General features: G+C 70.5%; 14 protein-coding genes. 5 read left to right on the plus strand and 9 right to left on the minus strand.

Going from position 1 to position 12,786, the window contains the following annotated elements; all coding sequences use genetic code 11:
* On the minus strand, positions 1-257 hold a 257-nt coding region (locus MVA01S_RS11250; protein ID WP_255251693.1), incomplete at its 3' end, for a MarR family transcriptional regulator.
* 54 nt (positions 258-311) lie between these two features.
* On the opposite strand from MVA01S_RS11250, the gene MVA01S_RS11255 reads away from it, so the two are divergent.
* On the plus strand, positions 312-1,490 hold the full coding sequence (locus MVA01S_RS11255) for an MFS transporter (protein WP_003931042.1): 1,179 nt from the start codon (positions 312-314) through the stop codon (positions 1,488-1,490).
* Between the two features lie 3 nt (positions 1,491-1,493).
* On the opposite strand, the gene MVA01S_RS11260 is transcribed toward MVA01S_RS11255, so the two are convergent.
* From MVA01S_RS11260 to MVA01S_RS11270, 3 genes are read right to left on the minus strand one after another with little or no spacing between them, the layout of a single operon-like run.
* Entirely contained in the window at positions 1,494-2,117 is a 624-nt protein-coding gene (locus tag MVA01S_RS11260) for a M15 family metallopeptidase (protein ID WP_003931041.1), read from the minus strand.
* Entirely contained in the window at positions 2,114-2,464 is a 351-nt protein-coding gene (locus tag MVA01S_RS11265) for a VOC family protein (protein ID WP_003931040.1), read from the minus strand. Before MVA01S_RS11265 ends, MVA01S_RS11260 begins: the two co-directional genes overlap by 4 nt.
* Positions 2,455-3,873 carry an acyl-CoA synthetase gene (locus tag MVA01S_RS11270; RefSeq protein WP_003931039.1) on the minus strand — a complete coding sequence of 473 codons (1,419 nt, stop codon included), beginning with the start codon at positions 3,871-3,873 and terminating at the stop codon, positions 2,455-2,457. Before MVA01S_RS11270 ends, MVA01S_RS11265 begins: the two co-directional genes overlap by 10 nt.
* A gap of 41 nt (positions 3,874-3,914) precedes the next feature.
* Between MVA01S_RS11270 and MVA01S_RS11275 the strand changes: the two genes are divergently transcribed.
* Together MVA01S_RS11275 and MVA01S_RS11280 are read left to right on the plus strand one after the other, a co-directional pair.
* Positions 3,915-4,451 (plus strand): NUDIX domain-containing protein, encoded by a 537-nt coding sequence (locus tag MVA01S_RS11275; protein WP_040541543.1) that lies wholly within the window; start codon positions 3,915-3,917, stop codon positions 4,449-4,451.
* Between the two features lie 147 nt (positions 4,452-4,598).
* A complete protein-coding gene (locus MVA01S_RS11280) occupies positions 4,599-5,099 on the plus strand; it encodes an Rv2253 family sensor-like surface protein (protein WP_003931037.1) in 501 nt (166 codons plus the stop codon).
* Positions 5,100-5,102: 3 nt separating this feature from the next.
* Here MVA01S_RS11280 and MVA01S_RS11285 read toward each other — a convergent pair whose 3' ends face one another.
* Both MVA01S_RS11285 and pruA read right to left on the minus strand, forming a co-directional pair.
* Positions 5,103-6,059 carry a proline dehydrogenase family protein gene (locus tag MVA01S_RS11285; protein ID WP_060941594.1) on the minus strand — a complete coding sequence of 319 codons (957 nt, stop codon included), beginning with the start codon at positions 6,057-6,059 and terminating at the stop codon, positions 5,103-5,105.
* 2 nt (positions 6,060-6,061) lie between these two features.
* Positions 6,062-7,690: an L-glutamate gamma-semialdehyde dehydrogenase gene (gene pruA / locus MVA01S_RS11290; protein ID WP_060941597.1), complete on the minus strand. Its 1,629-nt coding sequence runs from the start codon at positions 7,688-7,690 to the stop codon at positions 6,062-6,064.
* Positions 7,691-7,793: 103 nt separating this feature from the next.
* On the opposite strand from pruA, the gene MVA01S_RS11295 reads away from it, so the two are divergent.
* Positions 7,794-9,362, plus strand: a complete 1,569-nt coding sequence (locus MVA01S_RS11295; protein ID WP_003931205.1) for a PucR family transcriptional regulator — start codon at positions 7,794-7,796, stop codon at positions 9,360-9,362.
* A gap of 30 nt (positions 9,363-9,392) precedes the next feature.
* Here MVA01S_RS11295 and dapC read toward each other — a convergent pair whose 3' ends face one another.
* A complete protein-coding gene (gene dapC / locus MVA01S_RS11300) occupies positions 9,393-10,601 on the minus strand; it encodes a succinyldiaminopimelate transaminase (RefSeq protein WP_051015296.1) in 1,209 nt (402 codons plus the stop codon).
* A complete protein-coding gene (gene fdxA, locus MVA01S_RS11305; RefSeq protein WP_003931203.1) occupies positions 10,598-10,921 on the minus strand; it encodes a ferredoxin in 324 nt (107 codons plus the stop codon). The genes dapC and fdxA overlap by 4 nt, the downstream gene beginning before the upstream one ends.
* Before the next feature lie 358 nt (positions 10,922-11,279).
* Between fdxA and MVA01S_RS11310 the strand changes: the two genes are divergently transcribed.
* Positions 11,280-11,825 carry a YceI family protein gene (locus tag MVA01S_RS11310; RefSeq protein WP_003931202.1) on the plus strand — a complete coding sequence of 182 codons (546 nt, stop codon included), beginning with the start codon at positions 11,280-11,282 and terminating at the stop codon, positions 11,823-11,825.
* A 35-nt stretch (positions 11,826-11,860) separates the two neighbouring features.
* Here the strand turns inward: MVA01S_RS11310 and MVA01S_RS11315 are convergent, their stop codons facing one another.
* The gene (locus MVA01S_RS11315) at positions 11,861-12,769 is read right to left on the minus strand and encodes a fumarylacetoacetate hydrolase family protein (protein ID WP_003931201.1); all 909 of its coding nucleotides are present in this window, start codon (positions 12,767-12,769) and stop codon (positions 11,861-11,863) included.
* Between the last annotated feature and the right edge of the window lie 17 nt (positions 12,770-12,786).

Raw genomic sequence — 12,786 nt, forward strand, 5'->3', positions numbered from 1 at the left:
GCCAGCACCAGCGGCCCGCCCGGGTGCGGCCCCAGCACGGTGGTCGGCCGTCCCCGGCCCTGCGCGGGCGCCGGTGTCTCGTCGAGCAGCCGCATCTGCCTGAGCCGCGCAACCATGTCCGCGGCCTGACCGGTGCCGATCCCCAGGCGCTGGGCGGCGGCGGCCCGGGTGATGCCGGGTTCGGCGCGCACAACGCTGAGCAGTTCGGCGGCCCCCAGCCACCGCGGGTGTACGGTACGTCGCTGGTCGTCAGACATCGCCGAGCAGTATGTCATTTGATTAAACTCGTTGACCGAGTATATTCCGTGGCCATGGCCGTCACCTCACCCCCCGACCGGAGCCTGCGCGCGAACCTGCCCGCACTGCTCTGCCTCGCGGCGGCGTCGTGCCTGGCGGTGTCGACCGAGATGCTGCCGGTCGGGCTGCTCCCCCAGATCGGCGCGGCGTTCCAGATCTCCGATGCCACGGCCGGCCTGCTGGTCGGGCTGTACGCGGTCATGGTGGCCACGCTGGCGGTGCCGCTGACGGTGCTCACCATCAGGTTCGCCCGCAAGCCGCTGCTGATGGTCACCGTCGCCGGCTACGCGGTGAGCAACGCGGTCGTCGCGGTGGCGCCGGTGTTCGCGCTCGTCGCGGCCGGACGCGCCCTCGGCGGGATCACCCACGCGCTGTTCTTCTCACTGGTGATCGGTTACGCCCCGCGGTTGGTGCCGCGGGCCCTGGTCGGGCGCGCGCTCGCGCTGGCCGCAAGTGGCGCCTCGGTGGGCCTGGTGCTCGGTGTACCGCTGCTGACCTCGCTCGGCACGGCCGCCGGCTGGCGGATGTCGTTCGTGGCGCTGACGGTGCTGTCGGTGGCGACGCTGGCCCTCCTCGCGAAGGTGCTGCCGCCCGTCGGTCACGACCGGACCGCCCGGCCGGACCGCACTGAGGGCGACGGCCGCGCACGTCTTGCCGCGGTGGCGATGTCGAACATGCTGGTGTTCCTCGGACAGTTCACCGTGTACACGTTCGTCAGCGTCATGTTGCTCGCCCACGGTGCGCGTCCGGCGCTGATCGGACCGATCCTGTTGGTCTGCGGGGCCTGCGGTCTGCTCGGCCTGTGGTACGCGGGCCGGGGCCTGGACCGCAATCCGCGGCGCACGACGGCGGTGCTGCTCGGGATGACCATGCTCGCGGTGATCTGCCTGTCGGTGCCGTCGCCCGGATTGTGGGCGGTGCTGGTGGTGGTCGCGGTGTGGTGCACCGCATTCGGTGGTGTGCCGTCGATCTATCAGTCCTGTGCGGTGCGCACCGGTGCGATGTCGCCCGAACGCGCGGGCGCCTGGATCAACGCGACGTCCAACGCGGGTATCGCGGGCGGCTCGGCGATCGGGGCGGGGCTGCTGGGGTCGGCGGGACTTCCGGCGCTGCCGTGGGCCGGTGCCGCACTCATCGGGGCCGCGCTGGCGGTCGCGCTGCTGTCCCCCAAGGCGTTTCCGTCTCAGGCCTGACGCTCAGCCGGCCGCGTTGGGCTTCAGTGGCGGGCACCGCCCCTGCCCGTCGGCCGTGAGCTCGAAGTGCCAGATCTCGTTGGCATAGACCTGGCACAGGCCGAACCTCGCACCGTTGGCGATCAGCCAGTGATCGGCCTCGGGCGGCCCGATGTCGATGGCCCGACCCCAGACATGTTGCGACACCTCCGGCGTGGCCACGAACTCGCCGGCCTGCTCCAGACTGCCGTAGTTGCGCACTGCATCGTCGAACAACCTCTGCTGGAAGCCCCGCGACCGCCAACCCGACGTCACCCTCAGTGACACACCCTCCGCCTCGGCAGCCCGGGCGGCGTTCTGAACCGCGGCCAGCAGCGCCGGATCCAGTTGCGACAGAATCGGATTGGCGGTGTCGAACGGCGACAGCATGGTGCCGTCGGGAAGCCAGCCGCCGGTGGTGTCCACAGCGGCCGGGCCGATGGACAGGGGTTCGGCCGGCGGGGGCAGCGGTGGCGGCGCCGGCGGTGGCAGCACGATGCTGGTCTGCACCAGCGTCACCTCCGGTGGGTGACCGCAGCCCGGCAGCAGCGCGGCGACGAACACGCCGGCGATCCCGGCGAGCGCCCACCGCACCGCGGGCCGGGTCACCCCTCGGCCGCCAGGACGCAGAACTCGTTGCCTTCGGGGTCGGCCAGCACCACCCAGCTCTGCTCGCCCTGGCCGATGTCGACACGGCGCGCCCCCAGACCGATCAGCCGCTCCACCTCGGCGTCCTGGTCGTCGGGCGTGAAATCGAAATGGATGCGGTTCTTCACAGCCTTGCCCTCGGGCACCGCCAGGAACAGCCAGTCCGGCCCGACGCCACCAGGAGCACGCAGCGCGACGTCACCGTCGTCCGCGTCTTCGGCCGCCCAGCCCAGCGCCTGCGACCACCAGTGCGCCAGTGCCGGGACGTCGTTGGCGTCGATGCAGATGTCGCTGAATCTCAGACCCATTGCGCCAGTTCCTTCTTCAGCACCTTGCCCATGGCGTTGCGCGGCAGGCTGTCCACCACCCGAACCTCGCGGGGCCGCTTGTGCACCGAAAGCTGCTGCGCCACATACTCGATCAACTCGTCGGGCCGGGCGTCGCCGACGACGAAGGCCACGATGCGCTGTCCGAGATCCGGGTCGGGCGCGCCGATCACCGCTGCCTCCCGCACCCCGGGATGCTCCAGCAGCACGGTCTCGATCTCGCCGGCGCCGATCCGGAAGCCGCCGCTCTTGATCAGGTCGACCGACTCGCGGCCGACGATGCGGTGCATGCCGCCGGCGTCGATCACCGCCACGTCACCGGTGCGGTACCAGCCGTCGTCGCCGAGTACCTCGGCGGTGGCGTCGGGGCGGTTGAGATAGCCGTCGAACAGCGTCGGGCTCTTCACGTGCAGTTGTCCGATCGCCTCGCCGTCGTGGGGCAGCTCCGAACCGTCGTCGGCGACCAGCCGGGTCGACACCCCGTGCAGCGGCAGGCCGACCCAGCCGGGCCTGCGCTCCCCACCGACCAGCGTGCTGAGCGTGATCAGCGTCTCGGTGCTGCCGTAGCGCTCGATGGCCCGGTGCCCGCTCAGCTCGGCGAGCCCGTCGAACACCGGAACCGGCAGTGCCGCACTGCCCGAGACCAGCAGACGCGCCGGTGCCAGCGCGCGGGCGGCCGCGCCGTCCTCGACCATCCGGGACCACACCGTCGGCACCCCGAACAGCAGCGTGCCGCCGAGCTCGGCCACCGCGTGCGCGTACGCCTGCGGCGTGGGTTTCCCGGTGTGCACGAATCGGTTTCCGATCCGCAGTGAACCCAGCAGGCCCAGCACGAGACCGTGCACGTGATACAGCGGGAGTCCGTGCACCAGGGTGTCCTGCGAGGTCCACTCCCAGGCCTCGGCGAGCATGTCGATATCGGCGGCGATCGCGCGGCGGCTCACCACCACGCCCTTGGGCAGCCCGGTGGTCCCCGACGTGTAGATGATCAGCGCAGGGGCCTGCGGCGGCGGCTCCGCGTAGCGGTGCCAGGACCGGGCGTGCATGCGCACCGGGATGTGCGGCAGCCCTTCGGTCTCCCCGGGAAGGTCGCCGAGCCACGCCTGGGCCCCCGAGTCGGCGAGGATGTGCCGCCGTTCGGCGGTGCCGACGTCGGCAGGCACCGGGACGACAGGGACCCCGGCGATCAGGCAGCCGGTGACCGCGAGCACGGTCGCCGCGCTCGGCGTGGCCAACACCGCGACGCGGGAGGCGCCGGCCACGCGTTCGGCCACCGACGTCGCCGCCCCGACGAGATCACTTCGGCTCAACGACACCCCGTCGATGCGCACCGCATCGCCGAGATCTGCGCCCGCGGCCACCGCCGCGGGGTTCAAGGACGCCAGCAACACAGGAACTGAGGCTACTCCCCACCCCTGGTCATACTGGTGCGGTGGATTCCATCCGGTGCGTGGGGACGCGCGAGGTGTACCGCAACAACTGGCTGACGATCCGCGAGGACAGCATCCGCAGGGACGACGGCAGCGCCGGTGTGTACGCGGTGGTGGACAAGCCGACCTACGCGCTGGTGATCCCCCGCGACGGGGACCGTTTTCACCTCGTCGAGCAGTTCCGGTATCCGATCGGGCTGCGCCGGTGGGAGTTCCCGCAGGGCACCGCGCCCGGGTTGGCCGAACTCGACGGCGCCGAACTGGCCGCGCGGGAGTTGCGCGAGGAGACGGGTCTGCTCGCGGCGACGATGACCGAGATCGGGCTGCTCGACGTCGCGCCCGGGATGAGCAGTCAGCGCGGCCGGGTGTACCTGGCCACCGGCATCACCGAGGGACCGCACGAGCGAGAACCCGAGGAGCAGGACATGCGCAGTCGCTGGTTCGGCCGCGCCGAACTCGAGCAGATGATGCGTGACGGGACCATCACCGACGCACAGACGTTGGCCGCGTGGACCCTGATGTTGCTCGACGGACGGTGAGCTGCGTTCGCCACGAACGTCATTCGACGGTCCGGGCCGATATCAACCCGTGACGCAACCGTGCCCGAACCGACCGTGTCGGTCCGGCACCTTGACGGGTAGGGAAATTAAGTTTGCTGTGCCAGCCCTAGAAACTGTGAGGAAACCATGCCGGTGCGACGTGCGCGCAGTGCGCTTGCGTCCGTGACCTTCGTCGCGGCCGCGTGCGTGGGCGCTGAGGGCACCGCACTGGCGGCGACGCCGGACTGGAGCGGGCGCTACACGGTGGTGACGTTCGCCTCCGACAAACTCGGCACGAGTGTGGCCGCCCGCCAGCCAGAACCCGACTTCAGCGGTCAGTACACCTTCAGCACGTCCTGTGTGGGCACCTGCGTGGCCACCGCGTCCGACGGCCCGGCGCCGTCGAACCCGACGATTCCGCAGCCCGCGCGCTACACCTGGGACGGCAGGCAGTGGGTGTTCAACTACAACTGGCAGTGGGAGTGCTTCCGCGGCGCCGACGTCCCGCGCGAGTACGCCGCCGCGCGTTCGCTGGTGTTCTACGCCCCGACCGCCGACGGGTCGATGTTCGGCACCTGGCGCACCGAGATCCTGGAAGGCCTCTGCAAGGGCACCGTGATCATGCCGGTCGCGGCCTATCCGGCGTAGCTCTCAGTCCACCAGCGCGCGCAGGAAGAACCCGAGATTCGCGGGACGCTCGGCCAGCCGGCGCACCAGGTAGCCGTACCACTGGGTGCCGAACGGCACGTAGACGCGGACGTGGCCACCCTGCCCGGCCAGCCGCCGCTGCTCTGCGTCGCGGATTCCGTAAAGCATCTGGTACTCGAAACGGTCGACGCCGCGGCCGTACTCGCGCGCCAACGCGGGCACGGCATCGACGATCTCGGGGTCGTGTGAGGCCACCATCGGGTAGCCGTTGCCGGCCATCAGGATTCGCAGACACTGCAGGTACGAGGCGGTGACCTCGTCGCGGTCCCGGAAGGCCACCGAGGCCGGCTCGTCATAAGCACCCTTGCACAACCGGATTCGCGCACCCCCGGCGGCGGCGAACTCCGCGCAGTCCGCCCGCGAACGTTTCAGGTAGGCCTGCAGCACGGTGCCCACCCAGTCGTAGTCCACCCGCAGCTCACGCACGATGGACAGCGTCGAATCGGTGGTGGTGTGGTCCTCGGCGTCGACGGTCACCCACACGCCCGCGGCCAGCGCCCGTTCGCAGATCGCACGCGCGTTCTCCAGCGCGATCTTCTCGCCGTCCCGCGGCAACGCCTGCCCCAGCGCCGAGAGCTTCAGCGACACCTCGGTCGGCGCCACGTCCGCGCCGGTTTCACCGCGGGCGGCCAGCGCGTCGATCAGCGCGTGGTACGCGGTGACGGTCGCCGCGGCCGCGTCGGCGTCGGCGACGTCTTCGCCGAGGTGGTCGATGGACACCAGCCTTCCCGAATCGCGCAGCTGGGCAACCGATGTCATCACGTCATCGAGGCTCTCCCCCGGCACGAAGCGACGCACCACCTCGCGTGTCAGCGGGATCCGCTCGGCGGCGCGGCGCAGGCCGTCGCGGCGGGCGGCCGCCAGGATCACCGGACGCGCGACCGTGCCGAAGACGCCCACCGCTACACCTCCATGTGCGGATAGGCGTGCCGGGTCGCGGGCACGAACGTCTCCTTGATGGAGCGCGCCGAGGTCCACCGCAGCAGGTTCATCGGCGAACCGGCCTTGTCGTTGGTGCCGGAGGCCCGCGAGCCGCCGAACGGTTGCTGCCCGACCACCGCGCCGGTCGGCTTGTCGTTGACGTAGAAGTTGCCCGCCGCATGCCGCAACCGTTGTTGGGCCGTCAGCACCGCGGCGCGGTCGTCGGCGATCACCGCGCCCGTCAGCGCGTAGCGAGCGCTGCGGTCCACGACGTCGAGGATGCGCTCGTAGTCCGCGTCGGGGTAGACGTGCACCGCCAGCAGCGGCCCGAAGTACTCGGTGCTGAACGCCTCGTCGGCCGGGTCGTCGGACAGCATCACCGTCGGCTGCACGAAATAGCCTTCGCTGTCGTCGTATTCACCGCCGACTGCCACCGTCACCCCGGCGGCGCCCTTGGCCCGCTCGATCGCGGTGACGTTCTTGGCGAAGGCGCGCTCGTCGATCAGCGCGCCCCCGAAGTTGGTCAGGTCGGTGACGTCGCCGTAGCTCAGCGCCTCGGTGGCGTCGAGGAAGTCCTCGCCCATCTGCTGCCACACCGACCGCGGGATGTAGGCCCGCGACGCGGCCGAACACTTCTGCCCCTGGTAGTCGAACGCACCCCGGATCAGCGCCGTGCGCAGCACATCCGGTTGCGCGGAGGGGTGTGCGACCACGAAGTCCTTGCCGCCGGTCTCGCCGACCAGCCGGGGATAGGTGTCGTAGCGGTCGATGTGGGTGCCCACCTCCCGCCACAGGTGCTGGAACGTCGCGGTGGAGCCGGTGAAGTGGATGCCGGCCAGCCTGCGGTCGGCCAGCAGCACCTCCGAGACGGCCTGCCCGTCACCGGCCAGCAGATTGATCACCCCCGGCGGCAGGCCCGCCGCCTCCAGCAGCTGCATGGTCAGGTAGGCCGCGAACATCTGGGTGGGCGAAGGCTTCCACACCACCGTGTTGCCCATCAGTGCGGGCGCGGTGGGCAGATTCCCGGCGATCGCAGTGAAGTTGAACGGCGTGATGGCGTAGACGAAGCCCTCCAGCGGGCGGTAGTCGGTGCGGTTCCACACCCCTTTCGAGCTGGCCGGCTGCTGGGCCAGCAGCTGCCGGGCGAACGCGACGTTGAACCGCCAGAAGTCCACGAGTTCGCACGGCGCGTCGATCTCGGCCTGATAGGCGGTCTTGGACTGGCCCAGCATCGTTGCGGCGGCGATGCGTTCGCGCCACGGGCCCGACAGCAGGTCGGCCGCGCGCAGGAACACCGCGGCGCGTTCGTCGAACGGGGTGGCCTCCCAGCCCGGCTTGGCGGCGACGGCGGCCTCCACCGCGGCGGCGGCGTCAGCGTGCCCGGCGTTGGTCAGAACGCCCAGGCGTGCGGAGTGCCGGTGGGGTTGGACGACGTCCATGGTGGCGCCCGTGCCCATCCGGTGGGTCCCGCCGATGACATGCGGCAGGTCGATCGGGTCGCCGGCGAGCGCGGCCAGCGCGTCCTCCAGCCGGTGGCGTTCCGGCGAGCCGGGGGCGTAGTCGTGCACCGGCTCGTTGGCCGGAAGCGGCACGTCGGTTATCGCGGTGATCGCGGTCATACACCGAGGATCGTCGCTTCCGGTCGTGATTGGCGATGGCTGTTCGGACAACCAGTGGCAGACTTGTTGGGGCAATCGGACAAAGGAACCCGCGATGCCGTCCATACCCGGTCTGGGCCTCGGTCAGCTGCTCCTCGCGCTGGACCGGACCATGGTCACGCTCGTCGAGGCGCCCCGCGGGCTGGACCTGCCGGTGACCTCGGTGGCGCTCGTCGACGCCGACGACGTGCGCCTCGGCCTTTCGCTGGGGCCCGGTTCGGCTGATCTGTTCTTCCTGCTGGGCGGGTCCGACGCCGCGACGCTGAGGTGGCTGGAACAGCACGCCGACCGGCCGGTTGCGATCTTCGTCAAGGAACCGACCCCGCACGCGGTGGCCCGCGCGGTGGCACTGGGCACCGCGGTCGTCACCGTCGACCCGCGGGCCCGCTGGGAACACCTGTACCGCCTGGTCAACTACGCCATCGAGCACCACGGGGACCGCAGCGACCCGCAGCGGCGCTCGGGCACCGATCTGTTCGGGCTCGCCCAGTCCATCGCCGACCGCACCCGCGGCATGATCTGCATCGAGGACGTCGACAGCCGGATGCTGGCCTACTCCGCCAGCGACGAGGCCGACGAACTGCGCCGCCTGACGATCCTGGGCCGGGCCGGGCCGCCCGAACATCTCGAATGGATCGGGCAGTGGGGCATCTTCGACGCACTGCGCGCAGGCCCCGACGTGGTCCGCGTCGCCGAGCGTCCGGAGCTGGGGCTGAAGCCGCGGCTGGCGGTCGGCATCCATCTGCCGGCCGACGCGCGGCATCCGACGCGGTTCGCCGGCGCCATCTGGCTGCAGCAGGGCTCGGCGCCGCCTGCCGACGATGCCGAGGACATCCTGCGCGGCGGGGCGGTGCTGGCGGCTCGCATCATCTCGCGGCTGGCGGCGGCACCGTCGCAGCATGCCGCCCGCATCCAGCAGCTGCTCGGGCTGACGGGGACAGACGTCGGGGACGTGGCGGCGCTGGCCGGCGAGCTCGGCATCCCGGCCGACGGACGCGCTGCACTGGTGGGGTTCCACCGCCGCGGGGCCGCCGTGCCCGTCGACGTCCTGGCGTTGAGCGCCGGCGCCTTTCGCGCCGACGCGCAGGTGGCCGCCGCCGGCGACCGGGTGTACGTGCTGTTCCCCGAACTCCGGGCCACCGCAGCCGTGGGTTCCTGGGCGCGCGGTGTGGTGTCGTCGTTGCGGCGCGAACTCGGGCTGCAGGTGCGTGCGGTCACCGCGCCGCTGGCGGGCCTGGCCGACGCGGCGGACGCGCGCGCCAAGGTGGACAAGGTGTTCGACAGCGCCGAACGGCACCCGGGCGCAATCGATTCGGTGACCTCGCTGGACGACGCGCGCACCACCGTGCTGCTCGACGAGATCGTCTCGCACGTCGCCTCGCAGCCGCATCTGGTCGACCCGCGGGTGCGTCGGCTGCGGGCCGGTGACCCACTGATGGCCTCGACGCTGCAGGCCTATCTGGAGGGCTTCGGCGACATCGCCGCCGTCGCCGCGCAGCTGCACGTGCACCCGAACACGGTGCGTTACCGCATCCGCCGCGTCGAGAAGCTGCTGTCGACCTCACTGGCGGACCCCGACGACCGACTGGTCCTCGCGCTGGGACTGCGGGCGACGGAAACCTGAGCGCCGGTACTGGGCGCTAGGACTGAGCGGCTAGGACTGGGCGCCGAGACGTTGCACCGCGGCGGCGATGCGTTCGTCGGTCGCGGTCAGCGCCACCCGGACGTGGCGGGCGCCGCGCGGGCCGTAGAACTCCCCCGGCGCGACCAGGATGCCGCGCTGCGCCAGCCACGCCACGGTGTCGCGGCACGGCTCGTCGCGGGTGGCCCACAGGTAGAGCCCGCCCTCGGAGTGATCGACGGTGAAACCTGCGGCCAGCAGCGCGGGCAGTAGCGCGTCGCGGCGGCGCCGATAACGCTCGCGCTGCTCCTGCTCGTGGGCGTCGTCGTCGAGCGCGGCCACCATCGCGGCCTGGATCGGCGTCGGCACCATCAGCCCGGCATGCTTGCGCACCGCGAGCAGTTCGGCCACCACCGCCGGATCGCCGGCGACGAAGCCGGCCCGGTAGCCGGCCAGCGAGGACGTCTTCGACAGCGAGTGGATGGCCAGCAGTCCGGTGTGGTCACCGTCGCAGACCTGCGGATGCAGCACCGAGACCGGCGTGTCGTCCCAGCCCAGACCGAGGTAGCACTCGTCGGAGGCGACCAGCACCCCGCGCTCGCGCGCCCACTCGACGACCTTGCGCAGATGATCGACGCCGAGAATGCGGCCGGTCGGGTTGCTCGGGGAGTTGAGGTAGACCAGCGCCGGGGCGGATGAGCCGCTTGCGCGAAGACCAGAAGATTCGGATGAGCCGCTTGCGCGAAGACCAGACAGCACCGAGGGGCCCAGCTGGGTCAGCGAATCGGCGCGGACCACCGCGGCACCGGCCAGCAGCGCACCGACCTCGTAGGTCGGGTAGGCAAGCTCGGGTACCACGACGACGTCCCCGGCCCCGAGCCCGAGCGTGGTGGGCAACCACGCGATGAGCTCCTTGGTGCCTATCGCCGGGAGTACCGCCTCGGGCGACACCCCGGTGATCCCGTACCTGCGCGCCAGCGCGGACACGGCCGCCTCGCGCAGTGCGGGAGTGCCGTGCGTCGTCGGATATCCCGGCGCCGAACTGGCCGCGGCCAGCGCGTCACGGATGACCGGGGCCACTGGATCGACGGGGGTGCCGACGGACAGGTCCACGATTCCGCCGGTGTGCGCACGGGCCGCCGCGGTCGCCTCGGCCAGCGTGTCCCACGGGAAGACCGGCAGGGACGCCGACTTACGCGGCCGGGTGAACTCGGAGGGTTCGCGCTGGGCCGTGGTACTCAGTCCTCGCCCTGCGGGGGGAGATCCTTGATCACCTGCGGGTCGTTGTCGGTCTGGCCGACCTTCGAGGCGCCGCCCGGCGAACCCAGCTCGGCGAAGAAGTCCGCGTTGCTCTGGGTGTAGCTGCTCCACTGATCGGGGACGTCGTCCTCGTAGTAGATGGCCTCCACGGGGCACACCGGCTCGCAGGCGCCGCAGTCGACGCACTCGTCCGGATGGATGTACAGCATGCGTGCGCCCTCATAGATGCAGTCGACAGGGCACTCTTCGATGCACGCCTTGTCTTTGACGTCGACGCAGGGCTCGGCAATGACGTACGTCACGAACTACTCCTCAAGTCCTCTCGAACTACCTGTCCGGTGGGGCTGCTAGCAGGCAGGGCTCAGCCGATGCCGTGACCAACTCAGCAAGTATCCATGCCTTGTGTCGGACGCGCGTGTCAGTGTGCCCTAACTTCGCACGCAACCCCTGCGGGTAGGGGTTGCGCGTGGTTACTGATACTAGACGTCGCAGATACCGCCCGCCTAGTGGCCCACGCCGCGACACGGTCTCGAACGTGTCGCGAACCGATCCCGGCTGCCGGCCGGACCGGTCCGCCGGGAATGAATTCGGACCATAGTCCGTTTGGTCGTGAGGTAACCGTCGGTCCACCGACCCACCTCGACACACAAAGGGACACCCATGACCACAACCACCGCCGCCCTGTCCACCGGAACCTGGGCCATCGACCCCGCCCACTCGTCGGTCGCCTTCTCCGTCCGCCACCTGATGGTGAGCAAGGTCCGGGGCGTCTTCGGCACCTTCGACGGCGCGATCACCGTCGACGAGAACGGGGTACCGGCGGTCCGCGCCGAGATCGCCGTCGACTCCGTCGACTCCCGCAACGAACAGCGCGACGCGCATCTGCGCTCGGCAGACTTCTTCGACACCGAGAAGTTCCCGGTGGCGACCTTCGTATCGACCGCCGTCCGACCCTCCGGTGACGACTACGTCGTCGACGGCGACTTCACCCTCAAGGGCGTGACCCGCCCGGTTTCGCTGACCCTGGAGTTCAACGGCGTCAACCCCGGGATGGGCCACGGCGAGGTCGCCGGCTTCACGGCCTCGGTGACGTTGAACCGCAAGGAGTTCGGCATCGACATCGACATGCCGCTGGAGACCGGCGGCACGGTGATCGGCGACAAGGTGACCATCACCCTGGAGATAGAGGCCCTTCGGCAGTCATGACGTTTGGCGTGAAACTCGCTGTTCTGCAGCGAGTTTCACGCCATTATCCGGTGGCTGATTTCGCCGATCTGATCGATGTTCAGCCGCAGTTCGTCACCTGGCCGCAGCCAGCGCCCGGTTTCCATGCCGCTACCTCCGGGCAGCGTGCCGGTGGCGAACAACTCACCGGGATAAAGCCTTTCGTCCCGGGACGCGTGTGCGAGCACGTCGCCTAACGACCACTGCAGGTCGCGGCTGGAGACCGTGCCGACCCGGGCTCCGTTGATACTCACCGTCCCGGTGAGCGCTTCCAGGCGCGGCAGGATCTCGTCGGCGGTGACGGCCACCACCGACATCGACGACGCGAAGTGCTTGGCCTTCTGCGGGCCCAGCCCGGTGGCCATCTCGGCGCGTTGCACGTCGCGTGCGCTGAAGTCGTTGACGACGACGAACGCGCCGATCGCCGCCAGCGCCTCGTCGGCCGTGGCGTTGAACAGCGGCGCCTTGAGGACGAAGCCGACCTCCAGTTCGAAGTCCAGCGCGGTTGAGTACGACGGAAACGCCACGGGCGTGCCGCTGGGGATGAAGCTCAGGTGGTTGGACATGTAGTAGATCGGCTGGCGGTAGAACAGCGGCTTGGGCCGGAACAGCGGGAACGGCCTTCCGGTGACCTTCTCGATCGCCGCGGCGGCCTGGGACTGGCGGGGATGGAACCGCCGCACCAGTCCGCGTGCCGCGTCGGTGGCGTGCGCCTCGGACAGCATGAAGTCGCGGAACGACGCCGGCTGAAACGGCAGCACCTGCCCGGCAAGGTCGTGCTGGCGCTGCGCAGCGGCGAGCTCCCACCCGGCGTCGAACACCACACCACCCAACGGCGAGGGGTCCTCGGCGCGCACCCATGCCCCGTCGGCTCCCAGAGACTGCACTTCCAACCCGCCGTCGGTGAGCACCCGTCGCAGCTTCATGGTTCCGTCCTACCAGG

The sequence above is a fragment of the Mycolicibacterium vaccae NBRC 14118 = CIP 105934 genome (assembly GCF_001552715.1).
In the GTDB taxonomy this organism is placed as follows: Bacteria; Actinomycetota; Actinomycetes; order Mycobacteriales; family Mycobacteriaceae; genus Mycobacterium; species Mycobacterium vaccae.